Below are 26,287 nucleotides of genomic sequence, written 5' to 3'. Positions count from 1 at the left end.
GATCAATTAATTAGAGGTCTTGACCTTAGTTGACTGAGGTAGAGGGAGAGGGGAAGTAATTCTCCTTTCCCTTTTTTCATTTATTCCTCTAAAACAGCCGGGGTTGAACACTGAGTTGAGATCTCCTGAGTTTTAGGATAGAAGCTCAACAAACGCGAAAAGTATTCTCCATCAAAACTTCTGGGATCTTTGCGCTGGCGCGATCGATCCACTGTTCGGTGAGTGGTAATTCGCGATTCGGGCACCCCTGTTTTTGCCACCAACCACGCCAGTGATTGATATTGGGCGCGGGTATATCCACTATGTCGATTGGTATTGTTGCGCCCATCAGGCGGAGTCACCAGGGAAATGTGATAGGCAAAGTTGTTAACAGATGGCGGAAAGTCTGGGTTTGTTTGAACTGCTTCTTGACCTGTTTCACCTACAAAAACGGAGTTTCCGGCTCCGAAGGCTCGTCTATCTGGTGGCACCAAATAGACGATCGTGCCATCTAGGGTAATTAGCGTATGGTAGCTAACTTGATCATTATCGTTAGGGTGAGGAGTTTGAAAAAAGCCGATCGTAGATTGGGCAGATCCGACGGTTTCATGGAGAACCACGATCGCTGCATTATCGGCTGGTTTACCGTAGAGATCTTGCACAAATCGTCTCCCAAAATTGGTTGGGTGAGCGAGTGCAACTTCTTCTCTGGGGTTGTACTTCGGCGTTGCCTTGCCTAGAGTTTCTTTTGTCGGGTCAGCAAGATTTGGATCTTGTCTAAATCGACTTAAGGGAACTGGGTCACGCACGGCAGCAACAGTTGATTTTGATTTATTCGCTCTAGGGATGGGCTTAAGGGCACAAGCAGAGGATAGAGCAGAACTAGAATCGCTGACTGTTTGAGGTTGTAAGCTGAGAATCGAAAAGCTAGGAAGCCTATTTTTTTGACCCTCGACCAGTTGAGCATCTCCAGAATTAACAGTCAGGATAAGGGCAGCGATTCCTAAAGCCAGGATAACAAAGACCTGTAGAAATTTTCTCATAGCAAATTTTTGTTGCCGGGTGTTAAGCAGCTAAGAAGACACTGCCAGGGATCTCAATTGAAGATACGGTTTTTTTGAACCTACTTTTAGAGAAAATTCTATGGAACCCCCAGAAATGTTTTGGGTATGTAAGATACGAAGATGTGAAGAACTTGCTCTGTTGACCCAAGAATTTCCCTCTTTACTAACGGCGTTCTCATCGATTAAGGCGGGTTTCTAAAGCTGTGACTCTTTCTTTGAGTTCGATCACCAGGGTCGCTAGCCGATCGAATTGAGGATCAGCCGACACAATTCGCCTATCTCCACGGCGATCGCCAGAGGGCAATACGGGAGCCGGGACAGCGACCCCTTGCCTTGAGCGACTCGCTTCTATCTGATTGAGTCGATTTTGAATGCCCAATAGTTCCGTCTCTAGTCTTGAGACTCGCGAATCGAGTCCGGCTTGTGCCTGAGCAGGAGAACACGCCTGTAACGGCAGGACGAGTAACCATGGGAGAACAGCGATCGCCAAGAACTTAGCCATGATGAGTATGATCAATAGGTTTAAAAGCTAACCATTCAACCCAATCGCACTTCAAATGCCTCAACGTCTGGCTGAAGAATGATCTTGGATGGCTGTATGGAGTGCTGCTCTCTACAGAGAATAAAGTCTAGGGCCGTGGATGATGCGCTCGACACTAGGAAGGTATTCACAATGCATTAAGGTGAGAACTATAAGTAATAAGACAATTTGTTACGAAGTATAAATAGATTTTATGTCCCAAGGCGACAATTAGACGATTGGAGTAAGAAGTAAACGTTACAATCATCTCAACTAGGCATTTACACCGCTTAGGGCTGTTTATTTGAAGTTTAATCATCTCTAGTTTCTACCTTTTTCCAGTCGAAGCCGATCAAGTCAGGAATTGACAGCTCTTTACAATCTGTTACAAACTAGTAAAGAACCGTTGCAAATAGAACTATGCTCAATGGCTTCACAAATCTAAAAAATGCTTCGGGCACCGACTTTGGTGAACGGATGCTAAACAAGGTTGCGAGTGAATCCATTCGTCGCCTGTTTTCAAAGAGCGAGTCTGTTGAGGTTTCGATTCGTTGCTCTCCTTCTAGCAAGCTGTTGCAGGGCAGTCTCGACAGCTTCAAGATGGGCGGACGCGGGTTGTTGATTCGCAAAGATTTTTGGGTCGAAGAGATGCGATTTGAAACCGATGCGGTCGCGCTCGACTTTGGCTCAGTTCTCAGTGGCAAGATTCGGCTCAAGCAACCAACTCAAGCGATCGCTCAAATTACGCTTACCGAAGCAGGCATCAATGAAGCGTTTAAGTCTGAGCTAGTCGTTAAAAAACTGCAAAATGTGACTGAACCCGCGCTGATGAATCTGTCAGGAGGTGAGCCTGTCTCCTTCTCAGACATTGCACTGAAGCTTTTACCCGAAAACAGAATTCAGATTTTTGCGAAAGCCTTGCTGCCAAACAACACCTTACCTGTGAGCATGACAGCGACTCTGGCGATCGAGCGGCGGCGGCGCGTTGCCTTTCAAAATCCTCAGTTTGAGCCAGAAGCGGTTCCAGAAGAGTTACGCAGCATTTCAGAAGTATTAACGATGGCATTTGCTGAGATTCTTGACAACATGGTCGATCTCGATCGCTTTGACCTCGATGGGGTACTGCTACGCATTAATCGTCTCGAAACGCAGGGAGACCATCTGGTTTTTAGTGGCTACGCCCAGATTGAGCGCTTTCCTAACATCGCCTGAATCTCTGCGTCCTAACTGAGAATTGTAGCGAGGAAGCCCACGAAGCACTAAAATGAACCCTCGTGACTCTTCAAGTGGCTGAACGATCGATATGGGGTCTAATAATTGGTTTGCTGCTGGCGGCGTTGTCATGGTTCCCCTGCTCGGATTTTCGATCCTGGCAGTCGCGCTAATCTTGGAACGAATTATCTTTTGGGCGAAAGTTAGAAAACGCCACGATCGGGTGCTTCGAGAAACACTAGTGCTTTATAAGCGCAGTCCTAGAGCCGCTTTCTTGATGTTAGAGCAAAATTCTGATTTGCCCGTTGCCCGCATTTTCATGGCTGCCCTAGAGTTAGAAGAAGCGACCTCAGAAGAGTTTCGGCTAGCGCTAGAAAGTGCTGCTCAGGCAGAAATTCCGCTTTTAAAGCGCTTCAATACCGTCTTTGAAACCATCATTAGTCTTGCGCCTCTGCTAGGGCTATTGGGCACCATTTTAGGATTGATCACCTCATTTGCCTCGCTGCGATTGGGAGATGTCGGCGGCACTAACACCTCCAATGTGACGGGTGGGATCAGTGAAGCGTTGATTTCGACAGCATCGGGATTGGTGGTGGCGATCGTGACTCTTCTCTTCGCTAACACCTTTCGAGGGTTATATATTCGACAGATTGCTCTGATTCAAGAGTATGGTGGACAGTTAGAACTGCTCTATCGCCGCCGCCACGAAAAGGGGGAAAGTTCCTATGCGTCTACCTGAAGAGCCTGATCTGCCGCCTCAGATTTACATCGTGCCAATGATTGATGTGATCTTTGCGCTGCTGACGTTTTTTATTATGTCTACGCTATTTTTAACGCGCTCTCAAGGGTTGCCCGTTAATCTTCCAAGCGCGGCTACGGCTGAGGCACAAAAATCGACTCAAGCAACGGTGACGATCGACCAAGGTGGCAAGCTTGCCCTCAACCGCAAACCGATTCAACTCAATAGTTTAGAAAATCAGGTTCAGGGGATCAAAGGCAAGAATCGCCAGATTTTAGTGATAATTGATGCCGATCGGCGGGTCAGTCACGGGCAGGTGATCACCGTGATGGATCGGCTGCGATCAATTCCAGGGGTGCGGCTGGCGATCGGGACGCAACCACCCTAGAAGCGATAAATTCACGATCAAGCAGGTTTGCCATCGGGACGATGAATAATGGTTTCGATCACTCGGCGACGATCGCGCGAATCAACTCCTACTAGACGTACATAGTCTCGCGGATGTTCGGCAAGGCAGGACTCTAATGCTGCGATCGCGTCGGCTCCATTCCCTTCAAAAGTGCCGTAACAACTCCAGGAATTGTTGCGAAAACGTCGATCGTCTACAAACTCGATTCCTAAGCGGTGTCCGTGTCCCAAAATGCGATTGAGTTCGCTCACCATTTCTGGATCGAGGCGCGTGCTAGAAGGCTGACCACTATAGCTGCTGGTCGATGGCGGCGTATGTCCATTTGATTTGATGGGAGCTGGGGCAGACGGCATCATGTTGACTTCGCCAAGCTTGCGATTGCCAATCACACGATTATATTCATCTACTAACCGCATTTCTTTTAATCGCTGCTGCTCACCGACCATCAACTGCCCCAGTTCTAGAAGATGTGACAGGGTGAAATCGGGTTTGCGGAACTCTGGCGGACGTTCGGCACTGTTGACGACTCGCATTGAGATGTGGTCTAAGCCAACTTCTTGAATGAGTTTGCGGACTTGTTCATCATAGAGGCGCGATCGCAGCGCTCCATAAAAGTCGATCGACTGGTCAGGAAACGCATCCACCAGTTGCTCAACGTCGCGGCGATCGAGGTGATCGACTTCAAAAATGCCGCTGACGATGCCAATGCGATCGTCGCGATCGGGTTCCCAGAAAAACTTCTCCATGCGTCCATCACGAGTCAACGGGGCGTAAAGAGTGCCTAAATCGTTACCCGTGACAATGATCGGAATGCGCTGAATCGGCTCAATTTCATAACTGCCCGGAAGTTGCACATTGGTTGGATTGTCGGCAATATTCATCAATGTGCCGTGAACTAGCTGTGTATTCACCGTGTATTGAGTGAATTGATCAACGCGCCCCGCTCCTGCGTCGATGTCGTTGATCATCAACACCGCCATTTTGCCGCGCACTTTGACAATATCTGCCGCCTCGCGATAGCGCAACCGAATCAACCGAGCCGGATCGCCTGCATCAGGGCTTTCTAGTTCTCCTGCTGACATATAAACGGCTTCGACTCCCATCCGCTCAAACACCAACTCGCATTGAAACGATTTGCCCTCTCCCTTGCGTCCGTGAACTCCCAAGATTAGAGGCACTTTGACCTGGGGGAGATCTAAGTAATTTTTGGTGATATGAACCGAAAGTTTATCGATAAAGCGGGGAGAGATGTAGTAACTCATGAAGCTAGAAACCAATGATTGGAGACATCAGAGAAAAGGCGAGTCAAGACAAAAAATAAGATGGGTATTACCCACCTGATCAGTCTCGCTATATTGTGCGATCGCTGTCTAGATCCTACAGAAGGAATGTGCCTGTATTTGAAGAGATTGAGCAGGTTAAAACCTTCAAGACGATTATTCGCTTCATCGATAGTAAGCCTGTGCCTCTTCTAACTCTTCCTGATCTAAAGACCAGGTGACTGACTCATAAGGCTGACTATAGTAAGCAGACGTGTCATGAGACATTCGAGCCATGTGACCCATACAGTTGCCCATCAAAAAATAGACAGTCATCAATGCGGCTGCCGAAGATGCCACAAGCGTGCCTGCCAACATTAGAGAAAATTCACGCTGCTCAACTGCCTCTTGCATTAATTGCAAAGACCAGGCGACAAGAGCAATCACAATCACGAGAATAATGATTAGCATAGTTTACACAGTGTAACAGACGCTCATAAAACGTTGCTCTCTTTTAATATTTGTCAGCACTTCAGATCCCAATAATAGTGCAAATTATTGATTTGGCAAATAGTTTGAAACGCTTATCAGTCGTGGAGTTTCTCTATGTGAAGCGCACCGGAATTTGGCGATCGCTCAAGTAGGTCTTGATCTGAGCCACGCTTAACTGTCCGTAATGTAATAAAGACGCAAGCAGCGCCGCCTCAGCTTTCCCTTCGGTGACTGCTTCATAGATATGTTCACAGTTACCTGCACCCCCCGATGCAATTACGGGGATCTGGACTTGCTCTGCGATCGTCCGAGTCAGCTCTAAGTCATAGCCAGACTGAGTGCCATCGGCATCCATGCTAGTGATCAAAAGCTCTCCAGCCCCGCGTTCTGTGACTTCTCTTGCCCACGCGATCGCGTCTAGTCCCGTGTTTTCTCGCCCTCCGCGCACAAACACATCCCAGCCTGGATTTGCGGGATCGGAGCGACGACGGGCATCGATCGCGACCACAATACACTGATTGCCAAATCGCTGACTTGCTTGATTAACAAAGTCGGGATCGCGCACCGCAGAAGAATTAATGCTGACTTTATCGGCTCCCGCTCGTAACAATTTCTTAATCGTCTCTAAGTTTTGAATGCCTCCACCAACGGTTAAGGGAATGAACACCTGTTCCGCCGTTCGATAAACCACGTCGTAGATCACGTCTCGGTCTTCGTGGGTGGCTGTAATGTCGAGAAACACCAGTTCGTCAGCGCCTGCCTCGTTATAAGCTTTCGCTAACTCAACCGGATCACCCGCATCCCGTAAATCAACAAAATTCACGCCCTTGACCACGCGCCCTGCTTTTACATCTAGACAAGGCAAAATTCTTTTAGCCAGCATGGAGCCTCTAAGACCTGAAATAGTCCTTGAATCCTATCATTCTGGCTTTTGTTCTTTGTGAATGACGAATTACCAAAAGCCTTAATCTGATGCAACATCCTGGTAAACTTTTGAATGGCTTGTATCAGTCTGTTTGCAATGGAAATCGGTCAAAAAGTTCGGGTTCGACGTTTGCGCGATCGGGTTTCTCAGGAAATCATTAAAAAACTGGGTAAAACTGGCACTATTCGCGACTTTAAAGTTGTGGACGGTTATGGAGTTGGGATGTTAGTTCAGTTTGAAGACAACACCGGAACCTGGTTCTTTGAAGACGAACTAGAGTTGTTTAATTAAAGCGCTCCCGATTCCGTGCAGTCGCTAACATGAGGAAATGAAAGAATTTTGAATTTTGAATTTTCGGTTGCGTTGGTTCAAAATTCAAAACTCTAATGGTTAAGTTGGCTCGGAATAGTTAAATATGGCTTTTATCTTGACGTTTTTAGGCAAAGGTGGCACCGGGCGAACGACGATCGCGATCGCGGCTGCCAAAAAACTTGCAAATCAGGGCAAGCGAGTTTTACTACTCGGACAGGATTCTAGTCCGGCGTTTGGGGCGGCACTGGGCACAGCTTTGAGCCTCGATCCCCAAGAGATTTCCCCCAACTTATACGCCGTTCAGCTACAGACTGCAACGCTTTTAGAACGCAGTTGGGAAGAAGTCAAAAAACTAGAAGCGCAATACCTTCGCACGCCTTTTTTTAAGGAAGTGTTTGGGCAAGAATTGAGCGTTTTGCCAGGAATGGATACTGCCTTGGCGCTGAATGCCATTCGAGAATATGAGAGCAGCGGCAAATATGACGCGATCGTCTATGACGGGTCTGGCGATCAAGCTACGCTGCGAATGTTAGGACTACCCGAAACGATTAGCTGGTATATTCGGCGATTTCGCAAGCTATTTGTTGAGTCTGATCTAGGTAAAGCGCTGTCACCTGTGATTCAACTCGCAGCAAGCACCGTCTTGACCAATGTCAGCTTTGTAGGCGACAACTTTGCTCAACCTACAGGTCAGGTGAATGATCTGCTAGAGCAGGGTAAGCAGGTGGTCGCTAACCCGCAGCGCATGGCAGCCTATTTAGTGACGACTAATGATCCGGCGGCGATCGCCACGGCTCAATATCTTTGGGGCAGCGCTCAACAAATTGGATTGACGGTGGGCGGTGTGATTCTCAACCGGGCATCTGGAGCCGATGAGGTGACGACTGCCTTTGATCCGCTTTTGGTGACGACGATTCCGATCCAATCCGTCAACGACTGGCAGCCCTTGATCGATGTCTTGCCAAACTTTCAAGATCAGGCAAGTCAGGCTCCACGTCCGATCGCGGTTAACGTCTCCGAGCGCAAAGTTTCGCTCTTTCTACCAGGGTTTGATAAAAAGCAAGTCAAACTGACCCAATCGGGCCCTGAAATCACGATCGAAGCGGGCGACCAGCGGCGTAATGTGGATCTGCCGCCGCAACTGCGGGGACAACCCGTTAAAGGTGCTAAGTTTCAAGACGGCTATCTAATTATTTCGTTCTAGACCTCTTCACAATCTTTCGTTATGTCTGACTCATCCCCTGAGATTGAAGTGACTTCTAGTTCCCCGGACTCTTTGCCGGGAGTTGTAGCGGATGACCGCAGCGCAAAAACTCGTCAACTCCTCGGCATGAAAGGAGCCGATGTAAAAGGGGCTTCGATGACGAAGATCCGATTGCAGTTGATGAAGCCGATCACCTGGATTCCGCTCATGTGGGGAATTATCTGCGGTGCAGCCTCATCGGGCAACTATACCTGGACTTTAGAAAATGTGCTGATTTCAGCCGCTTGCATGCTGTTAGCAGGGCCTTTATTAACGGGCTACACGCAGATTCTCAATGATTATTACGATCGTGACATTGATGCCATCAACGAACCCTATCGCCCGATTCCCTCTGGTGCAATTTCTTTGCCTCAAGTTGTAATTCAGATTTGGGTGCTGCTGCTGGCGGGGATCGGCGTTGCTTATGCGCTTGATCAATGGGCGGGGCACGAATTTCCGACCATTACAGCGTTGGCGATCGGCGGTTCTTTTTTGTCTTACATCTATTCTGCGCCGCCGCTCAAGCTCAAGCAAAATGGCTGGATGGGCAGTTTTGCGCTCGGTGCTAGCTATATTGCAATCCCTTGGTGGACGGGTCACGCTTTGTTTGGCGAGTTGGATAGCACGATCGTGCTGCTGACTCTCTTCTATAGCTTTTCTGGGTTAGGAATTGCGATTATTAATGACTTCAAGAGTGTGGAGGGCGATCGTCAACTCGGACTCAAATCGCTCCCTGTGATGTTTGGAGTCACTAACGCTGCCTGGATTTGCGTTTTGATGATCGACCTGTTTCAAGCCGGAATTGCTGCTTATTTGATCAGCATTCATCAAAACTTGTACGCGGTCATTCTAATTCTGCTGATAATTCCGCAAATTACTTTTCAGGATATGTATTTCCTGCGCGATCCGCTCAAAAACGATGTGAAATATCAGGCAAGCGCTCAACCCTTTTTGGTGCTAGGAATGTTAGTGGCTGCCTTAGCATTTGGTCATGCTGCAATTTAAGCCGCTTTAACATAGGCTCTAGGTCACCAGGCAGAAGTCATCACATTTTGATGCATACGGTTGACTATCTGAGCGCTTTCGGTCAATCTGAGTCTCAGAATTGCGATCCCAATATTTTGATCCAAAAAACTTGGTGAGATGAGTCGCAGATCATGACAAAGGATGACTCAAACTCTACAGGCAGATCTACCCATAACTCCCAAGCAACCAGGCTGGAAGCCATGACTGATGGACAAAATGATCAAAATCGGCAAATCGCACGACGCGATCGACGCGCCCGAAAAAACCGCAGATTTACAAGGTTGCTAAATAATCTTCGGCTACCAGGGTGGCAGGCACGCTTCGACAAAGCGGGCGGAAAGCTAAATGAATTTGAGCAAAAGCTGCCTCCTCCGCTCAAGAATCCTATCGTACGTCGGCGACTTCTTTGGCTAGGGATTTTGGTAGGAGGCTTTGGAGTTTTTAAAATTGCCACCTGGCAGATCGATCGTAGTCTGCCCAACCCTGCTGATTTGGCTGTGTTTTCGCGCCCCGGCACCCTCACGATCAAAGCTTCAGATGGCACCGTTTTGCACCAGCTAGGGCCGGCAACCCGCGAAAAGCTGACGATCAGCCAAATTCCTAAGCCTTTAATCAATGCGTTTATTGCCTCAGAAGATCGCCGATTTTATGAACACACAGGCGTTGACTATCAGGCGATCGTGCGAGCGATCGGGCGTAACCTGACCTCCGGCAGTTTGGTCGAAGGCGGCAGCACGATCACGCAGCAGTTGGCTCGCGTGGTGTTTCTTAACCAAGATCGCAGCATCGGACGCAAAGTCAAAGAGGCTCTACTCGCCCAAAAACTAGAGCGAGAAGTTGATAAGCAACAGCTTCTAGAACGCTATCTCAATCTGGTTTATCTGGGTTCTAACGCCTATGGGGTCGGCGACGCGGCTTGGATTTATTTCAGCAAGTCGGTCAATCAATTGACGCTCTCAGAGTCTGCTACGATCGCCGGACTTCCTCCCGCGCCGAGCCTCTATTCGCCCATAGTCAGCTTAGAAAAGGCTCGTGAGCGTCGCAATGTGGTACTTGATAAAATGGTTGAGGCAGGCTATATCACGCCTGCGGAAGCTGAAACTGCAAAAGCTGAAGACCTGAAAATTAAGCCGAGTTCGCCCAAGAAAATAGAAAGTGATTCGCCTTACTTCACCTATTATGTGCAGCAGCAGTTGCCGAAATATATCTCAAAAGCGGCACTCGAAGCAGGCGGAATCACGGTAGAAACGACACTCAGTCCGAAGTTTCAAAAAGCGGCAGACAAAGCGATCAAAGATGCCATTGAAGTAGAGGGTTCTGCTGAAAACTTTAAACAAGCGGCAATGGTGGCGATCGATCCCCGCAGTGGTGAAGTTCGAGCGATGGTTGGCGGCTACGACTTTTATAAAGAAAGTCAGTTTAACCGAGCCACTCAAGCCCAGCGACAGCCCGGTTCGACTTTTAAGTCATTTGTCTACACAACGGCGATCGCGGCTGGGTTTTCTCCCTATCGTTCCTACTTAGACGAACGATTTGTGGTAGACGGCTACCAGCCCAAAAATTACAGCAACAAATACAAAGGCTGGATGAACATCCGCAATGCGTTGACGGCATCGGTGAATGTGATTGCAGTTAAAACTCTGATTGATGTCGGCTTCAACCCCGTAATTAAAACTGCCGAGAGTATGGGAATTCATTCAAAGCTGAATCCTACTTACTCGATGGCTTTGGGTGCTTATGAAGTTAACCTGCTAGAGTTGGTCAGTTCTTATGGCACCTTGGCGGCTCAGGGGAAAGCGATCGAGCCTCACGGCATTCGTCGCATCATCAACAGCAAGGGCAAAGTGCTTTATCAAGCTGACGTTAAAAGAAAACAAGTCCTTGATGCCGAAACTGCCGCAATTATGACCTGGATGCTGCGAAACGTTGTTTCTGATGGCACAGGGCGACCCGCTCAAATCGATCGACCAGTCGCAGGCAAAACAGGCACTTCTGAGAAAGCGCGAGATCTCTGGTTTATTGGCTATATTCCTCAACTGGTGGCAGGGGTGTGGTTGGGCAACGATGACAATAGCCCGACTTGGGGCAGCAGTGGCACCGCCGCCTATGCTTGGCACCAATTTATGAAAGCCTCCGTCGAGGGGATGCCGATTCAGAAGTTTCCAGAGATTCCTGCAAATTTGGACGATCGCAAGGGTAGCCTCAAAGCTGAACCCGTCAAACCCAATCGCACACGATCGCTAGGCGGATCTGCTGACCCGGATGAGTCTCAAAGTCAAAGCGGTGATGCCCCCGAAAGCAGTTATTCAGAGCCAAGATCTGAGCGATCGTATGAATCTGTGCCTGCCGATCCACCCCCGGCTGAGACGGCACCAGAGCCAGCCCCTCGTCAAGAAGAGCCTCCTCCAGAGTCAGCGGCTCCCCTACCAGAGCCACCTCCTCGACGAGAAGCTCCGTTAGATCCGGCTCCTGCTTCTTCAGACCCACTACCCCCACCAGGGAACTAGAAGATAAACTGAGCGAATCAAACCTGTGGTGGATGTATTGATAAACTCACTCTAATATCCTGACCCTAGTAAAATATTTGAGGAATTGTGCAAATGAGTATTCTTATGGATGTGTCTAATTACGGCGGCATGAACTTTCCGGTGTCTGCCACTGTAGTTTATGTAGTGGGATTCATTGCCGCCGTTACCTTTGGGTCGCTTGCCTGGTATAACTCTAAGCGCCCAGTGGGTTGGGAAGATAAAGAGCGCCCTGACGTGGTGCCAGAAGTCAAAAAAGAAGAAACTCCGGGTCTGTAAACCGATCTGAGTTTTTACAGTTCAGTCAGCCAACGCTGATAAACTTTGCGGAGCGCAGACAAAACTTTGTTATAGAAACGCTCTGGGGTATCATTGCCTGTGTCGATTAGCTGCAATCTTGAGAGCAGTTTGGCTTCCTCGATCGCTACCGTCCCATCGCTGTAGATTAGAGCGCTAATCGACTCGATTAGGTTTTGACAGGTTTCAGAGGTGGGACGCTCACCCAGATAATCTCGCAGCCATTGATAGCATTCTTCTGGCTTCACTGCTCGGAGTTCGTGCAAAAGTGGCTGAATTTCGCGATCGTTTGCCATGCCTTTCTCTTGGGTAATCTGATGCAGATATTGCCGCTCTTCGGGCTGGATTTTGCCGTCGAGCCAAGCGACCCCAACTAAAATTTTGATCAGCGTTTTAATATCAGTTGCCATCGGTTTATCATTTCTCCCGGTCTTACACCCGCTTTAGTCTTATCATAAAAAATCCATCCATGACTTGCTGATGGGGCAATACTTTCGCCCAACCTTCAGGTTGCAAAAATGGCGCGATCGTTGCATCAGACTCTGGGCGCTCAATCCTCCAATCAGAATGCTGACTCAAAAAGTTTTGAATCACTGACTCATTTTCAACAGGATGAAGCGTACAGGTTGCATAAACTAAACTGCCCTTTGGCTTGACCCAAGATGCCGTGTGATTGAGAATTTCTCTCTGAAGCTGAGAGAGTTCTTGAACGGTTTCGGGATTTTGTCGCCAACGAGCATCAGCGTGGCGATTGAGAGTGCCTAAGCCAGAGCAAGGCGCATCAATGAGAACACGATCGCACTGTCCAACCAACTGCGGCAAGTCGCGGCTGTCTCCAATGCAAATCTGAATCGACTTTAAACCCAGCCGATCGACATTTTGCTGCAATCGTTTGAGGCGAGAAGGCGTGCGATCGCAGGCCCAAACCGTGCCATGATCGTGCATCAATTCTGCCAGGTGCATAGTCTTTCCGCCTGGAGCCGCACACGCATCTGCAATGACTTCGCCTGGTTGCGGATCGACGAGATAGCCCACAAGTTGAGCGCTACTGTCTTGGACGATCCACCAGCCTTCTTGAAAGCCAGGTAGATTTTGAATTGCCCCTGAGCCTTGCGGCAATCTCAACGCCTGGGGCAGATGGGGAACTCGCTCGACTGGGATGCCCGCAGACTGCATCGCGGCTTCGACTTCAGAGAGGGACGATCGCAGCGTATTCACCCTCAGATCAATGTGAGGCGGCTGGTTCATAGACTCGCAGAGCTTTTCGGTTTCTGCCAGCCCAAACTGATCGAGCCAAACTTGCACAATCCAATCTGGAAAGCTGTGCAAAACGCCTAATCGCTCGATCGGATCGTCAGGTAGTTTTAGGGGATCGCTGGCTTCACTAGCGCGCAGATATTGCCGCAACAATCCGTTGACAAATCCAGTTAACCCTGAAAATCCGTTTTGCTTGGCTAACTCAACAGTGGTATTGACCGCCGCCGATGCCGGGATTTGATTGAGATAGCGCAGTTGATACAATCCCAAATGCAAAATGATTCGCAGATCTGGGGGTTGATCTTTTTTGGTTGCAAGCTGGTCAATCAGAGTATCTAGCGTTCGCTGTCGTCTCACACAGCCATAGACTAGTTCGGTCAGCAGGCGGCGATCGACCGCACTCAATTCGGTCTGATGCAGCACTTTGTCAACGGCGACATCTGCAAAAGCGCCTTTTTTGATTAAGCGGAGGGCAAGAAATGCGAGTTGGCGAGAGGTTTGGGTCAAGAGAGCGATGTTCTAAAATTGCCATATTCAGAATAGCAATCAGAATGAAGCTTCGAGAGATTGTCAGTCAAATCAGTCGTGATCTGTGTTTTAAAGCTCATCTCGAATTCAAACTCTAACGGTGTGATAGCGTGTGAATATCCTCATTTGATGTGCCGCGTATAGATATGCAACAGGTTCAAATTTCCACCGACACATGGGTTAGCGCCACTTGGGAAGAGTATCTGCAAGTGATTGGTCATCAGGCTTATGCAAAAGCTAAAGGATATTATTATGACCACAGAATGAGGATTGAAATGGCTCCCCTTGGGCATGATCATGCTGCCGACAATACGATCGCGAGTTTTACAGTCAACTTATTTTGCGGTCTCAAAGCCATTCCAACTCAAGGGTTAACAAACTGCACATTCCGTAAAGTAGAGTTTGAGGAGGCTCAACCCGATATTGCGTATTACATCGGAGCCAATGCTGAAGCGATTCCTTGGGGGACTACTATTATCGACTTAGACACCTATCCACCTCCTGATTTGGTCATCGAAGTCGCAAATACTTCTCTCGCTGACGATCAAGGTGCAAAGCGATTGCTCTACGAAGATTTGGGGGTCAAGGAATATTGGGTCTTGGATGTGAAAAATGTTCGAGTGCTGGCGTTTGCAATTGAGAACCAAGGTAGCTATCGGATTACGGAATCTAAAGTATTACCTAAGCTGCAAATCTCTTTACTTCAAACAGCATTGCAGCAATCTCGTCAAACCAATCAAAGTCAGGTTGTTGCTTGGTTAATATCAGAGTTTGGAAAAGAATAGAGATTTCACTTTTCACTCACGCCGTAGATCTACGAACACACCGTTATGGTCACTCATCTTTCCATCTTCTTGTGTTGTGCCTTCCCAAGCCCCTACTTCTACCTGGTGAGAAATTAAACGCTCAGACAAACAGATATGATCAACGGTCGATCGAGAGAATCCTTTAAGTTGCAGATTTTCCTCAGTCACACAGACCATTGAAAGATCGTGTAAGGCTGCACTCAGCATCTCAACTGACTGCTTCTCTTCATACCAACCTGACTGATCTCGACTCTGATTAAAATCAGCCGAAACACACATTAAATGATTGGGATACTGTTTCTGAATCCGCAACCAATCCTCATGATGCCGTTGAATGAATCGACGATGTTCTTCCCATCGCTTTGCAGTTCCACTCATTCCTTTATCATTAGCGAAAGTAATCACGGTTCCATAAATAATCATGGCTCCGAGTGGCGAATCTACCTCAGCACAAACCGCCCAAGCTGGATCAAATGTGGGAATAGAACGCAGCACTTTCAAGCGTGACCAAATTGTTGAGAGATTTTCACCTGCTGCGTGATATCCAGAAATGGAAGCTGATGTGACAGCCTCACAATCACTGGGAAGCGCGATCGCCGTATTCGTCTCAGTCAGCACCCACACGTCTGCATCAATCTCACGAATTTTATCAAGACGACGCTGATTTTTAACCCAACCGTTTTGTTTGGGGCGTTCCAGGTTCCAAGTAGCAATGCGAAGCTGAGGGGATGAATTCATAGCAATGTATTATTTATCACTTCAAGACTATATTAACCACCAACTCAAATATTGATTGCGTCACGGGATGAAAATTCGCCTTGCGCCCCGATAGTCTTCGATGTCAACGACGATATCAACCAAACGGTTGACACAGCGCTCTCGATAATCTGGTTCAACCAGTAATCGATCGATGTTTCCGATCGTCACGACAGGAAGCGATATGGAAGTGTTTTCTTCTCGCATCACTTGTTCTAACGAGTCTTTTCCCTTCATGCTCCGATTAGCGGTCAGGAGAATCATTTCATTAGTTTGAGCGCACTGCCAAACAACGCGATCATCGCTAGTGATCGCTAACCCTACTTCTTCAAACAAGACGAAGCATATAGAGATTAAGTCAAGCCATCCACTCGCTGTAAGACTGCCTGCTAAGACAACAGAATGCCCTCTTAAATTATGATCAACCAGAAATTTCATGCCTGCGACTCAAGCTTCGCTCTTTCTGCCTGAAGTTTTGCTCGGATTGCTTCTGTTCCTGGTTTAGGAGGATTTGATGCAATGCGTGCAGTTCGTTCGCGATTTTGCTCTTCATAATACCGCCGTAGCTCTTCAGACTGCTGGAGAACAAGATAATATTCTGCTTCAACCTCTGCATAGTGGGCATCAATGTAGGACAAAGCAGCATTCACTTGGTCATCCGTAAGGTCGAGCATGGTGCGAATAAATTTAGGTGGATAATGTTCTGTCACATAATCCATCACGTCGTACAGAGTAATGCGTGTTCCAGAGATCGTCAATCCTCGCTCGGTACGGACAATATTAACTTGCTCGTTGGGTCTTGGAGTCATAGCCACAACCTTCTAGAAGTTAGCTCTATAGTAACTGGCTCCAAACCTACCCGGAGCGATATCTATTCTGTCTATATCGATTTTTCTCTAAATAATCGTAAAAATATACGGAAAATCAAAATTTCTTCGTGTAGAGCATAGCAAGTCACCATATTTACATTAATCAAAGATGAAAGTTTCTTTGCAACTCCTTTCTTCGGTGCTATCTTTTTGCCTTCTATCTGCAAGTGCTATCGTCGCTCAACCTAAACCAATAAATCCATCTCAATCGTCAACACAACCTTCTACGAGTTTAACCCAGCAAGATAAAGCAATCGAGGACAAAATATATCGGACGACTAGAGAGGAGGTTGATCGGCTTAAGAAAGATAATAAAGATCAGGTTGAGCTTTATATTCAAAACAAAGTTAACGAAAAATTTACCACTTCTGTAGGCTCTATCTCTCTGATCGCTTCCCTAGTCGCTGTGCTATTTGGAAGTACAGCAGGGCTAGTATTAGCTGATAGGTGGAAAAAGGAGTTTAAAGAAGAGTATATGCGAAAAACTGGAGATGATATCGAGAAAACAAGGAAGACAATTATCAATTTGCAGAAAGAAACTGTAGCTCTGTTTATGTCCTTGGTGCTTCCAACCTACTCAACTCTAAGCTTTGAAGAGAGTGTTACGCCTGACCAAAAGGGTGCGACCTCCATCCGATACATTGGAAAAAACCGATTACCTTTTGCTCCATAAGGGTTTTGAGTGCCTGTAAAATTGATCAATGAATAATCAAAAAGACTACTGTGAAATCGTTCAAAAACCTTATCAGCAGGAGGCTTGAGTCACTTTAGTATCAGGTAGAGGTCGCACCCGACCAAAAGGAACAATTTCGAGACTTAGCAAAAACATTAAGTACCCTAATTTTGCCTGAGTCATGCACAGAAAAGGATTTCGTAACTTTGGGGAAAATATTTTATTATGGTCGCCAGTATGAAAAAGCGTTTAATGCTTATGAGAAAGCAGTCGAAGCAAATTCTAACTCCTCCGATGCTTGGCTAGGTAAGGGAAAAGCGCTGAGATGGTTGGGAAGATACGATGAGGCAATTGCGGCACATAAAAAGGTTCTTGAGATTGACGATAAATACTATTCTGCATGGGTTGAGCAAGGTGCTGCTCTCAGACGCAAAGAACAATATGACGATGCGATTAAATCATGTGAACAAGCCATCAAAATTAAGCCTAATTATGCAAGAGCTTGGTACAACAAAGCTTGTTATTTGGCATTACTAAACAAAATTGAACCGGCGATCGAAAGTCTACGAAAAGCGGTTGAGCTTACAGCATCCGATGGAAAATATAAGAATATGGCACAAGAAGATTCTGATTTTAAGCCAATCAGGAACGATGAGCAATTTCAGAAATTATTGAGGAATTAAGTATGATGGCTTGTGACGATCAATCAGAATTTGCTTGCTAGTTAAACAGAATGCTAGGAATGATGCTTATCAGCAGATTCAGAAAAATAGCCTTGTTACCTATGTACATAAATCTCATCAACTTCATTTCGGCGAAAACTTATCTATTTGTTGAAGTTGCTGCACTTCTTCAAGCGATAATCCGCTAAGAAATACTTAAACGCGTAAGCAAAATTGTGTACACAAAAACGAAATCCTTGAACAGATTACAAAATCAACGATCGGATAAGCAAACTCTTGTATTTAAAGACGAGATCAAGAAAGCTGTAAAAAATAGTTATATTTATATTTCGTTTTCAAGTTTTGTATAAGCGATCGCTAATTGCAAACAACAAAACGCATCAATATAATAAAAAAGCCTTTATTCACTAAAAATTTCATCCGAGTGCCCCCAAATCAAATCCGATCGCTTTCCTCTTGCACCTGCAACACGCCACTTTCAGCCATTGACCTTGGATAAACCAACAGAAAAAAGCCCATCCAGGTCAAAATCGGAATCGCCACCAGCACTGTCACCCAAATCGCTTTAAACACAATCCAACTGCCGCTAATCAACGTGACTCCGGTCAGCAAAATTGACCAGGGTCGACACCACCAAGGCTTATAGTCCCAAACGCTAGAGGATTTGTTGATATCAGGCTGCATCGATCGCAATTCATAAACGTCACTCTGTTCAAGATAGCAATCAGAGACGATTTCAGGCGACAGCATTAGGTTATTGTGATCAAGTGACCTTTTATAGAATCTGCCCTCCCATGACTCTGGCGCATCCTCACAAAAAGGCAAAAGCCCTCAAATCGTCTAGCCGTCGCCCTGCTAAAGAACTGTGCAGCGAGTGTGGGCTGTGTGACACCTACTATATTCACTATGTTAAAGATGCGTGTGCATTTCTCAATCAACAGATTGCCGCCCTCGAAGAAACCGTTCACGGGCGCAGTCGCGATTTAGAAAACCAGGACGATTGGTATTTTGGCGTGAGTCAAGACATGATGGCAGCGCGGAAAAAAGAACCGATTCCAGGAGCGCAATGGACGGGGATTGTGAGTGCGATCGCCATTGAAATGCTGAATCGCGGCATGGTTGAAGGAGTCGTCTGTGTGCAAAATAGTGAGGACGATCGCTTTCAACCTAAACCTGTCATTGCTCGCACACCTGAAGATATTTTGGCTGCACGAGTGAATAAACCGACGCTTTCGCCAAATTTGTCGATTTTAGAAGAGATCGAACAGTCTGGAATGAAGCGATTGTTAGCGATCGGAGTCGGCTGTCAGATTCAAGCCCTTCGAGCCGTCGAACAGCAGCTAGGACTCGAAAAGCTTTACGTGTTGGGCACTCCCTGCACCGACAATGTGACCCGCGCAGGATTGCAGAAATTTTTAGATACGACGAGCCGATCGCCCGATACAGTCGTCTACTACGAGTTTATGCAAGACTTTAAGGTGCATTTTAAGCATGAAGATGGCTCGACTGAATTGGTGCCCTTCTTTGGCTTAAAAACCAATGAGCTTAAAGACGTATTCGCGCCCTCGTGCCTGAGTTGCTTTGACTATGTAAATTCCCTATCAGATCTGGTGGTTGGATATATGGGCGCGCCCTTTGGCTGGCAGTGGATTGTGGTGCGAAACGATCGCGGTCAAGAAATGCTCGATTTAGTGCAAGACCAAATCGAAACTCAGCCTGTGATGTCGCAGGGCGATCGCAAAAACGCCGTCCAGCAAAGCATTCCTGCCTATGATAAAGGTGTGACTTTGCCGATGTGGGCAGCCAAACTGATGGGTGTGGTAATCGAGAAAATCGGCCCTAAGGGATTGGAGTATGCGCGATTCTCGATCGATTCTCACTTCACCCGCAACTATTTATATGTCAAGCGCAACTACCCCGAAAAGCTAGAGCAGCACGTCCCAGACTACGCAAAACGGATTGTAGGGCAATATAAACTACCAGACTAATTTTGAGGTTTGAGTGAGGAATTCCCATTCAAACCCCAAACTTTAGAGCAGTTTCTCAAACGCCGTTTCTTCAGCAACTTGTTTGCCCTCATTCAACAAATAGTCAAAGAAAGCTTGCGCGATCGCGGATAGCTGTTTGCCTGATGGATAAACCACATACCAATAGCGCTCGATCGGAAAGCCTTCGACATCTAAGATCATCAACTGGTTATTGAGTCCTTCCAGCGCCAGCGTGTGTTTAGAGAGCACCGAAAGCCCTAAGCCGCCTACGATCGCTTGTTTGATGGCTTCATTGCTGCCCAAATCGAGTTTGACTTTCATCAGCAACCCCTGGGAGTCAAACAGTTGTTTCACCGCCTTGCGTGTGCCCGAACCTGGTTCTCGCATGATCAAAGGTTCTTCAGCAATCCGCTTTAGGGGAATGTTTTTCTCGTGAGCAAGAGGATGATTACGCGGGGCTAACATCACTAATGGGTTTTCCATAAATGAATGCGCCGTCGCGTCAGAATCTTCGGGCAACTGGCTGAGAATATATAAATCGTCGCGGTTGTCGTTGAGACTATCTAATACATATTGATGATTAGTCACCGTCAGAGAAATATCAATGCCGGGATAGCGCTGACAAAACGGGCCGAGAATGCGAGGAATCACATATTTTGCAGTGGTGACAACGGCGATTCGCAAACAGCCCTGTTTGAGTCCTTTAAGGTCAGCGATCGCGATCTCAAATTGAGCAATGCGATCGAATAAATCTCGACAGGTAGCATAAAGTTCTTTGCCAGCAGGGGTCAGATAAAGGCGTTTGCCGACTTGCTCAAACAGTGGCAAACCTACCGTTTTTGACAACTGCTTGACCTGCATTGAAACTGTTGGCTGAGTCAGAAATAGTTGCTCGGCAGCACGGGTAAAACTGCTGTGACGAGCAACCGCTTCAAAGACTTTGAGTTGGTGGAGGGTAGCGTTCTGCAAGGCGAATGGCTCCTGGCGATAAGCATCTACTCATAGAAAAAAGTCTATTGCGTCTATTGATAACAATGACTTTTCACTATGAATTTTGTAGATATGATAATCCATAAGAGCATATGCTCCCTTCCAATCAGCGTTGCACGATTCAAAGTTTTGTTGGAGCCGTTGCCCAGCTATTGCGGGTTTCTGACTTGCAGCGATCGCAGACTGGCACCTTCACCTCTGACGTGCAGCGCTTTTCTAATCAGGTTCAAAATCTGGTCGCGATCGCAAATCCGTTTCTCCTGTAGATTCTCAATTTTATATTTACTATGGCTGATATCGTTGACATTGCTGTTGGTGCAGGATCTTTTAATACGTTAGTGACCGCCGTCAAAGCCGCTAACTTAGTAGATGCGCTCAAGAGTCCCGGCCCGTTTACGGTGTTTGCGCCGACGGACGATGCTTTTGCTAAACTACCACCCGGAACGATTCAAACCCTGGTGCAAAATATTCCTCAGCTGGCTCGAATTTTGACCTTTCATGTGGTGGCTGGAAAATATACAAAAGCTGATTTAGAGAAGCTCGATTTTGTCACGTCGCTCGAAGGTTCGCCCATTAAACTAAATTTCACCGATGGTTTCGAGGTAAAGAATGCTACCGTGATCGCTCCCGACATCGAAGCTGATAACGGCGTGATCCATGTTATTGATACGGTGATTTTAATGGGTTAGCGATCGTAAATTAACGTGAGTTCGATAGAAGTGGTTCACTCCGATGATGAATTCGGGAAGCCCCCTAAGTCCCCCAATTTTGGGGGACTTTGAACCGGGAATTTTGGCTTGAAGTCCCCCAAATTGAGGGATTTAGGGGGCAGAAGCCGCTGACAACGCAGCGAAAAAACTCGTCGAACTCACGTTGAATTACATCACGTTGGTTACTTGGAACGACTCTGGGCACGGCAGTGCCGTGCCGATACGTAGATTTGCGGTTCACTCTGGGGTCACTTGTTGCAAAGTGGCGGTAAAATCAGGATAAGAAATCGCCGCCGCTTCTGCACGATGAATAGTTGTGACACCCGTCGCGTTGAGCGCCGCGATCGCTAAACTCATCGCAATCCGGTGGTCAGTATGACTATCGACTTCAGCCCCCCTTAACGACTTGCCGCCGACAATTTCCATACCGTCGGGCAACTCGGTGATGCTGGCTCCCATGAGATTAAGTTGAGTTGCAGTGATGGTGATGCGATCGCTCTCTTTGACCCGCAACTCTTCAGCGTCTCGAATCACGGTGGTTCCTTCGGCAAAGGTGGCGGCGACTGCCAAAATCGGAATTTCGTCAATCAGGCGAGGAATTAAATCTCCGGCGATCGTGCAAGCCTTGAGTTTGCTGTGACGCACTCGCAGATCTGCAACAGGCTCTCCGGCAACTTCGCGCTGATTTTCGAGAGCAATGTCTGCGCCCATTTGTGCCAAGGCTTCTAACACGCCAGTGCGAGTCGGATTCACACCGACATTCTCGATCGTCAAATCAGAACCGGGGACGATCGCCCCAGCCACGAGCCAAAATGCTGCCGAACTGATGTCTCCCGGAACGATCACGGTTTGTCCTTTAAGTCGGGCTTGTCCGGTAATCGTGACACTATTGGTTTCGGAATCAACGCTCAACTCTGCCCCAAATGCTCTGAGCATCCGTTCGCTGTGATCGCGTGAGAGAGCAGGTTCGGTGATGGTTGTTTGTCCTTGAGTCATCAGCCCCGCTAAGAGAATGCAGGATTTGACTTGGGCAGAGGCGATCGGAGAATGATAGTGAATCGGCTTTAAAGCCTGTCCTTGAATCGCCAAAGGTGCGAGGGAATTTTCGTTACGTCCCCAAATCTGTGCGCCCATTTGCTGCAAAGGTTTAACGACGCGAGACATCGGACGAGAACGAATCGAGCGATCGCCCGTCACCGTGAAAAACTTGCCTGGATGCGACGCTAAAATCCCCAGCATTAATCGAGTTGTAGTCCCAGAGTTCCCAGTGTTAAGCACATCTTCAGGTTCTTGCAGATTGCCCAACCCGATGCCATTCACCCGCACTTCTTCTGCATTAAGTTTTGAAATCGTTGCTCCCATTGCCCGAAAGCACTCTGCCGTGCTGCGCGGATCTTCACCCAGCAACAACCCGTGAATGATCGTTTCCCCTTCAGCGAGGGCACCTAACATCAGCGATCGATGAGAAATCGATTTGTCTCCCGGCACTCGAATTCGCCCGTGTAGTGCTTGCCCTGTGCTTTTGATGATTAACTCATGCTGCTGGTCAGTAATCTTTAAAGCGATCGAAGTAGGAGTTGTCATGGGGATCAGCTAGACTGACATCGCAATGCGTAAGTCATCCTACCATTCCATGCTGACCCACCATCACAGACTTGTCTCGCTTTCGATCGTGTCTACAGACTTGCCTGTTTGGTCTGACGTGCAGGCGATCGCCACAATCTATCAGCGAGATCAAGAACGGTTTCATCTGCTGTTGACCGAGCCTAAAGTCGCAGTGGATCACGAGCAGCGCGATCAGCCATCAACCCAGAATCAGCCATCCACGCCTCGATTGTTGTGGTTAGAAATGTCTCCCTACCGCATCACCATGACGATGCAGGGCGATGGCAAGCTCAGTTATCGTCACCACTGGGAGCGCGGCGTTTATGGCATCAGCCGCTATTGGCTGCAAGGCGGTCAGGCTGGGCTGGGCAGTCAGCTACAGCTTCGCAATTTTACGCGTCGGCTAAACCTTGATGGCAAGACTCTGCCTGAGCGCTTGCACTTAGAATATGAACTTTGGTCAGACAAGATTCAACTAGGCTCTTATGTGTTGAACTTAGACATTCAAGCCGATTAGCAGATTCAAGCACTATTGCCCAGTTTTCTGAGCCACTTGCTGAATTTGACTGGTGAAATAATCGGTTCGGTAGTTGAGTTGCTTTGCCACGGCTAACCCTTGATTAAACGCAGTCAACGCTTGTGGATAGGCTTTGCGCGCCAGATGAATCTGTCCAATCTGATCGTAGGTATCCATCAGTCCATAAGTGTCATAGGCCTGCTGCTCGACTCCAGCTAGATATTCATAAACCTGCAAAGCGGCATCTAAGCGATCGTTGGAGCGATACAGCACCCCCAATTTTCGCAAAGCATCCCCTGCATATGCCAGTTGAAAGACGGGTTGTGCCAGCTTAAAGGCTTCCTGATAGTTCTGCTCGGCTAAATTGATCTGACCACTCGTTGCGTAGTTATCGGCGATTCTGATTTTGAGAGCGGGAAGCAACTCAGGCTGTGAATTTTTTTGATAAAGATCAGCGAGTTGCTGCTGATATGGAATGGCTTGAGCAGGTTGTTTGGCTTGTTCATGAACATAGGCAAGCTGATTGAGATAGAAGGCTTCACCCGCTCGATCGCGCTGCCCCTGAGAAAGGGTGAGCAATTCTTGATAAGTTGCTGTCGCCTTGGGGTAGTCAAACCAACTGAGATGCAGTTGCCCGATCGTGTTGAGCAAACTCACTTCTTCGGTGGCATCTTTGCGCTGACGAGCTTCTGCTAGCATCTGCTCATAGACGCTGACTGCCAAACCGGGCGATCGCACCAGTTGATAGGCCGTCCCTAGGGCCTGCAAGATTTGAGGACGCTCTGACAGATTTGTCTTGGCGCTTGGGGCTTGCACCTGCTTCTGAATCGCTTGCAGCCGTCTCGTGATCACAATCACCTGATTGGGCTGATTTTGCTTCCAGGCGATATCGCCGACCCGACCCAGTGCTTCGACTTCATTCAACAAACCTAACGCTCGACGCAAGCGCAATTCGCGATTCCAGATCTCAAAGGCGTTGATAATATCGCCCGATCGATACTTTGCGATCGCTTGGGCGTTGAGATCATCCAAAGCAGTGCCAAGCTTCTGGCGCTCCGACTCACTTAAAGGACGCTGCAATCCTCCCGGCAATAGAGGATCAGGTGCCGTCAACTCTAGCGGGCTAGGCGGAAACTTGTCGGGTTGAGACGGTGGCTTTTGAGGTGCAGGCTTTCCGACAGGACTCGGTTGAGGCACGGGTGAAGTTGCGGCTTGTCCAGGCAATGTTCCTATCAAGCAAATAAACGCGATCGTTCCTACCCAGGGCTGTTGAAGAAAATTGGCGGTCATGATAAATAAATGTTAGCGATCCCTAATATTTAGGTGACTGACTCAAGACTAGAAGGTTTCAGACTCTCCATTGACCTCTAATTCCCGAGAGCTTCCCCAAAATTCCGTCCTCCCATGACATAATGGGATGCCATTTGCCAGATCATTAAAATTTTATCGGTAAGATGTTAAGTCTACCGAATAAAAACACCCCTTAAGGAAACCCGATCGAGGTTTCGATTAACGGTGGATGCACTGTCAAATGCTAACTAATAATTTCTGAGCGAGGGCAACGTGAGGGTTTTGATTGTCGGCAATGGGGGTCGTGAACATGCCCTGGCTTGGACGTTATTGCAGTCGCCACAAGTTCAGCAGGTGGTCTGTGTTCCGGGCAACGGGGGAACTGCCACGCTAGAGCGCTGTAGCAACTTAGCGCTGTCTCCAGACGATTTTGAGGGGATTGCGCGATTTGCGTTGGTGCACAATATTTCTATGGTGGTCGTGGGTTCTGAAGTTCCTTTATCTCAAGGAATTACAGATGCTCTGACTCAGCAAAACTTGGCGGTGTTTGGCCCCACTCGTGAGGGTGCTCAGATTGAGTCGAGCAAGGCATGGGCAAAAGCGCTGATGCAGGAAGCCAGAGTTCCGACCGCAAACGCAGAAGTGTTTACGACTGCGGAGGCTGCAAAGACTTATGTACGTCAGCAAGCAACCCCGATCGTCATCAAAGCCGATGGACTTGCCGCCGGAAAAGGCGTGACAGTGGCACCAACAGTAGCAGCCGCAGAAGCCGCGATCGACCTTTGCTTCGACGGGCAGTTCGGTGCTGCCGGATATCAGGTCGTGGTTGAAGAATGCCTGCTCGGTCAAGAAGTCTCAATTTTGGCAGTCACCGACGGGTTGACGATTCGCCCACTGTTGCCTGCCCAAGATCACAAGCGCATCGGCGAGGGCGACACCGGGGAAAACACAGGCGGTATGGGGGCTTACGCTCCGGCTGCGATCGTCACGCCCGCTTTGATGAACCGCATTCAGGCTGAAATTTTAGAGCCGACGATCACGGCGTTGCGCGATCGCAATATTGACTATCGCGGCGTTCTCTACGCAGGTTTGATGATCACGCCAGCAGGTGATCCAAAAGTGATTGAGTTTAACTGTCGGTTTGGTGACCCCGAAGCTCAGGCAATTCTGCCTTTGCTTGTCACTCCGCTAGAAAAACTGTTGGCGGCTTGTACTCAACAGAAGCTAGAGCAGTTTCCGCCCCTTGAATGGAAGCCCGGTGCTGCTGCCTGTGTTGTGGTGGCTTCAGAAGGCTATCCCGGCAACTTTAAGAAGGCGTTTCCGATCACTGGCATTGAGCAAGCTGAGACAACGGGAGCGATCGTCTTTCACGCGGGAACTCAGCGTAAACAGCAAGTTTTAGTCAGCGACGGTGGGCGAGTGCTAGGCGTGACTGCGATGGGTAATGACTTTGAGCAAGCGATCGCCCAAGCCTATGCCGCGATCGCGCAGATTCAATTTGAGGGCATGTATTATCGTCGAGATATCGGCTACCGAGTCCGAACGGTTAGCTCTCCTCAAAATTGATTTATATTTAGGATCAGGAAGTCGTCAAAAGGAAGCTTTTTAGCTTC

General features: G+C 48.0%; 30 protein-coding genes. 16 read left to right on the top strand and 14 right to left on the bottom strand.

The window, feature by feature from the left end; genetic code table 11:
- Positions 1-80 precede the first annotated feature (80 nt).
- Positions 81-1,022 (bottom strand): peptidoglycan recognition protein family protein, encoded by a 942-nt coding sequence (locus BRW63_RS03355; protein ID WP_073069495.1) that lies wholly within the window; start codon positions 1,020-1,022, stop codon positions 81-83.
- Between the two features lie 196 nt (positions 1,023-1,218).
- Entirely contained in the window at positions 1,219-1,545 is a 327-nt protein-coding gene (locus tag BRW63_RS03350) for a hypothetical protein (protein WP_073069494.1), read from the bottom strand.
- A gap of 438 nt (positions 1,546-1,983) precedes the next feature.
- Here BRW63_RS03350 and BRW63_RS03345 point away from each other — a divergent pair, with 438 nt between their 5' ends.
- From BRW63_RS03345 to BRW63_RS03335, 3 genes are all read left to right on the top strand, one after another.
- A complete protein-coding gene (locus BRW63_RS03345) occupies positions 1,984-2,775 on the top strand; it encodes an LmeA family phospholipid-binding protein (RefSeq protein WP_073069493.1) in 792 nt (263 codons plus the stop codon).
- A 91-nt stretch (positions 2,776-2,866) separates the two neighbouring features.
- The gene (locus tag BRW63_RS03340; protein ID WP_073069492.1) at positions 2,867-3,514 is read left to right on the top strand and encodes a MotA/TolQ/ExbB proton channel family protein; all 648 of its coding nucleotides are present in this window, start codon (positions 2,867-2,869) and stop codon (positions 3,512-3,514) included.
- Positions 3,501-3,902 (top strand): ExbD/TolR family protein, encoded by a 402-nt coding sequence (locus tag BRW63_RS03335; RefSeq protein ID WP_073069491.1) that lies wholly within the window; start codon positions 3,501-3,503, stop codon positions 3,900-3,902. The genes BRW63_RS03340 and BRW63_RS03335 overlap by 14 nt, the downstream gene beginning before the upstream one ends.
- A gap of 17 nt (positions 3,903-3,919) precedes the next feature.
- Here BRW63_RS03335 and BRW63_RS03330 read toward each other — a convergent pair whose 3' ends face one another.
- The 3 genes from BRW63_RS03330 to hisF all read right to left on the bottom strand — a co-directional run bounded on the left by BRW63_RS03330 (position 3,920) and on the right by hisF (position 6,557).
- Entirely contained in the window at positions 3,920-5,185 is a 1,266-nt protein-coding gene (locus tag BRW63_RS03330; protein WP_073069490.1) for a ribulose bisphosphate carboxylase small subunit, read from the bottom strand.
- 183 nt (positions 5,186-5,368) lie between these two features.
- Entirely contained in the window at positions 5,369-5,653 is a 285-nt protein-coding gene (locus BRW63_RS03325) for a hypothetical protein (RefSeq protein ID WP_073069489.1), read from the bottom strand.
- 133 nt (positions 5,654-5,786) lie between these two features.
- A complete protein-coding gene (gene hisF, locus BRW63_RS03320) occupies positions 5,787-6,557 on the bottom strand; it encodes an imidazole glycerol phosphate synthase subunit HisF (protein WP_073069488.1) in 771 nt (256 codons plus the stop codon).
- Positions 6,558-6,671: 114 nt separating this feature from the next.
- Between hisF and petP the strand changes: the two genes are divergently transcribed.
- The 5 genes from petP to psb35 all read left to right on the top strand — a co-directional run bounded on the left by petP (position 6,672) and on the right by psb35 (position 11,984).
- Positions 6,672-6,890 (top strand): cytochrome b6f subunit PetP, encoded by a 219-nt coding sequence (gene petP / locus BRW63_RS03315; RefSeq protein ID WP_244913151.1) that lies wholly within the window; start codon positions 6,672-6,674, stop codon positions 6,888-6,890.
- A 124-nt stretch (positions 6,891-7,014) separates the two neighbouring features.
- On the top strand, positions 7,015-8,115 hold the full coding sequence (locus BRW63_RS03310; protein WP_073069486.1) for a Get3/ArsA fold putative tail anchor-mediating ATPase NosAFP: 1,101 nt from the start codon (positions 7,015-7,017) through the stop codon (positions 8,113-8,115).
- Between the two features lie 21 nt (positions 8,116-8,136).
- Entirely contained in the window at positions 8,137-9,159 is a 1,023-nt protein-coding gene (gene chlG, locus BRW63_RS03305) for a chlorophyll synthase ChlG (protein ID WP_073069485.1), read from the top strand.
- Between the two features lie 221 nt (positions 9,160-9,380).
- Entirely contained in the window at positions 9,381-11,687 is a 2,307-nt protein-coding gene (locus tag BRW63_RS03300) for a transglycosylase domain-containing protein (RefSeq protein WP_073069484.1), read from the top strand.
- Between the two features lie 93 nt (positions 11,688-11,780).
- Positions 11,781-11,984 (top strand): photosystem II assembly protein Psb35, encoded by a 204-nt coding sequence (psb35, locus tag BRW63_RS03295; protein WP_073069483.1) that lies wholly within the window; start codon positions 11,781-11,783, stop codon positions 11,982-11,984.
- Positions 11,985-11,998: 14 nt separating this feature from the next.
- Here psb35 and BRW63_RS03290 read toward each other — a convergent pair whose 3' ends face one another.
- Together BRW63_RS03290 and BRW63_RS03285 are read right to left on the bottom strand one after the other, a co-directional pair.
- Positions 11,999-12,412, bottom strand: coding sequence for a tellurite resistance TerB family protein (locus tag BRW63_RS03290; protein ID WP_073069482.1), 414 nt, complete (start codon positions 12,410-12,412; stop codon positions 11,999-12,001).
- Positions 12,413-12,434: 22 nt separating this feature from the next.
- Entirely contained in the window at positions 12,435-13,766 is a 1,332-nt protein-coding gene (locus BRW63_RS03285; protein ID WP_073069481.1) for a 16S rRNA (cytosine(967)-C(5))-methyltransferase, read from the bottom strand.
- A 167-nt stretch (positions 13,767-13,933) separates the two neighbouring features.
- Here BRW63_RS03285 and BRW63_RS03280 point away from each other — a divergent pair, with 167 nt between their 5' ends.
- Positions 13,934-14,572, top strand: a complete 639-nt coding sequence (locus tag BRW63_RS03280) for a Uma2 family endonuclease (protein ID WP_073069480.1) — start codon at positions 13,934-13,936, stop codon at positions 14,570-14,572.
- A 12-nt stretch (positions 14,573-14,584) separates the two neighbouring features.
- Here BRW63_RS03280 and BRW63_RS03275 read toward each other — a convergent pair whose 3' ends face one another.
- The 3 genes from BRW63_RS03275 to BRW63_RS03265 are packed head-to-tail and all read right to left on the bottom strand — an operon-like array spanning position 14,585 to position 16,158.
- On the bottom strand, positions 14,585-15,331 hold the full coding sequence (locus BRW63_RS03275; RefSeq protein WP_073069479.1) for an endonuclease/exonuclease/phosphatase family protein: 747 nt from the start codon (positions 15,329-15,331) through the stop codon (positions 14,585-14,587).
- A 60-nt stretch (positions 15,332-15,391) separates the two neighbouring features.
- The gene (locus tag BRW63_RS03270) at positions 15,392-15,787 is read right to left on the bottom strand and encodes an ACP S-malonyltransferase (RefSeq protein ID WP_073069478.1); all 396 of its coding nucleotides are present in this window, start codon (positions 15,785-15,787) and stop codon (positions 15,392-15,394) included.
- Positions 15,784-16,158: a DUF433 domain-containing protein gene (locus BRW63_RS03265; RefSeq protein WP_073069477.1), complete on the bottom strand. Its 375-nt coding sequence runs from the start codon at positions 16,156-16,158 to the stop codon at positions 15,784-15,786. Before BRW63_RS03265 ends, BRW63_RS03270 begins: the two co-directional genes overlap by 4 nt.
- Before the next feature lie 169 nt (positions 16,159-16,327).
- Here BRW63_RS03265 and BRW63_RS03260 point away from each other — a divergent pair, with 169 nt between their 5' ends.
- The gene (locus tag BRW63_RS03260) at positions 16,328-16,891 is read left to right on the top strand and encodes a hypothetical protein (RefSeq protein ID WP_073069476.1); all 564 of its coding nucleotides are present in this window, start codon (positions 16,328-16,330) and stop codon (positions 16,889-16,891) included.
- Between the two features lie 206 nt (positions 16,892-17,097).
- Positions 17,098-17,574: a TPR end-of-group domain-containing protein gene (locus BRW63_RS03255; protein ID WP_073069604.1), complete on the top strand. Its 477-nt coding sequence runs from the start codon at positions 17,098-17,100 to the stop codon at positions 17,572-17,574.
- Between the two features lie 435 nt (positions 17,575-18,009).
- Here BRW63_RS03255 and BRW63_RS03250 read toward each other — a convergent pair whose 3' ends face one another.
- On the bottom strand, positions 18,010-18,324 hold the full coding sequence (locus BRW63_RS03250) for a DUF6737 family protein (RefSeq protein WP_280523171.1): 315 nt from the start codon (positions 18,322-18,324) through the stop codon (positions 18,010-18,012).
- 44 nt (positions 18,325-18,368) lie between these two features.
- Here BRW63_RS03250 and BRW63_RS03245 point away from each other — a divergent pair, with 44 nt between their 5' ends.
- Positions 18,369-19,562, top strand: coding sequence for a Coenzyme F420 hydrogenase/dehydrogenase, beta subunit C-terminal domain (locus BRW63_RS03245; protein WP_073069475.1), 1,194 nt, complete (start codon positions 18,369-18,371; stop codon positions 19,560-19,562).
- Between the two features lie 42 nt (positions 19,563-19,604).
- Here BRW63_RS03245 and BRW63_RS03240 read toward each other — a convergent pair whose 3' ends face one another.
- Entirely contained in the window at positions 19,605-20,531 is a 927-nt protein-coding gene (locus BRW63_RS03240) for a LysR family transcriptional regulator (protein ID WP_073069474.1), read from the bottom strand.
- Positions 20,532-20,644: 113 nt separating this feature from the next.
- Here BRW63_RS03240 and BRW63_RS28055 point away from each other — a divergent pair, with 113 nt between their 5' ends.
- Complete coding sequence (locus BRW63_RS28055) at positions 20,645-20,818, top strand: hypothetical protein (RefSeq protein WP_181314321.1); 174 nt, start codon at positions 20,645-20,647, stop codon at positions 20,816-20,818.
- 21 nt (positions 20,819-20,839) lie between these two features.
- The gene (locus BRW63_RS03235) at positions 20,840-21,241 is read left to right on the top strand and encodes a fasciclin domain-containing protein (protein ID WP_073069473.1); all 402 of its coding nucleotides are present in this window, start codon (positions 20,840-20,842) and stop codon (positions 21,239-21,241) included.
- A 258-nt stretch (positions 21,242-21,499) separates the two neighbouring features.
- On the opposite strand, the gene aroA is transcribed toward BRW63_RS03235, so the two are convergent.
- Complete coding sequence (gene aroA, locus BRW63_RS03230; protein WP_073069472.1) at positions 21,500-22,846, bottom strand: 3-phosphoshikimate 1-carboxyvinyltransferase; 1,347 nt, start codon at positions 22,844-22,846, stop codon at positions 21,500-21,502.
- Positions 22,847-22,871: 25 nt separating this feature from the next.
- Here aroA and BRW63_RS03225 point away from each other — a divergent pair, with 25 nt between their 5' ends.
- Positions 22,872-23,384, top strand: coding sequence for a hypothetical protein (locus BRW63_RS03225; protein ID WP_223257275.1), 513 nt, complete (start codon positions 22,872-22,874; stop codon positions 23,382-23,384).
- A gap of 12 nt (positions 23,385-23,396) precedes the next feature.
- Here the strand turns inward: BRW63_RS03225 and BRW63_RS03220 are convergent, their stop codons facing one another.
- On the bottom strand, positions 23,397-24,674 hold the full coding sequence (locus tag BRW63_RS03220) for a hypothetical protein (RefSeq protein WP_073069470.1): 1,278 nt from the start codon (positions 24,672-24,674) through the stop codon (positions 23,397-23,399).
- A gap of 273 nt (positions 24,675-24,947) precedes the next feature.
- Between BRW63_RS03220 and purD the strand changes: the two genes are divergently transcribed.
- Complete coding sequence (gene purD, locus BRW63_RS03215; protein WP_073069469.1) at positions 24,948-26,240, top strand: phosphoribosylamine--glycine ligase; 1,293 nt, start codon at positions 24,948-24,950, stop codon at positions 26,238-26,240.
- The last annotated feature ends 47 nt before the right edge of the window (positions 26,241-26,287 follow it).

The sequence above is a fragment of the Phormidesmis priestleyi ULC007 genome (assembly GCF_001895925.1).
GTDB classification, from domain to species: Bacteria; Cyanobacteriota; Cyanobacteriia; order Leptolyngbyales; family Leptolyngbyaceae; genus Phormidesmis_A; species Phormidesmis_A priestleyi_A.
The sequence above is the reverse complement of the archived record's forward strand: the minus strand, read 5'-3'. Positions and strand labels throughout refer to the sequence as shown.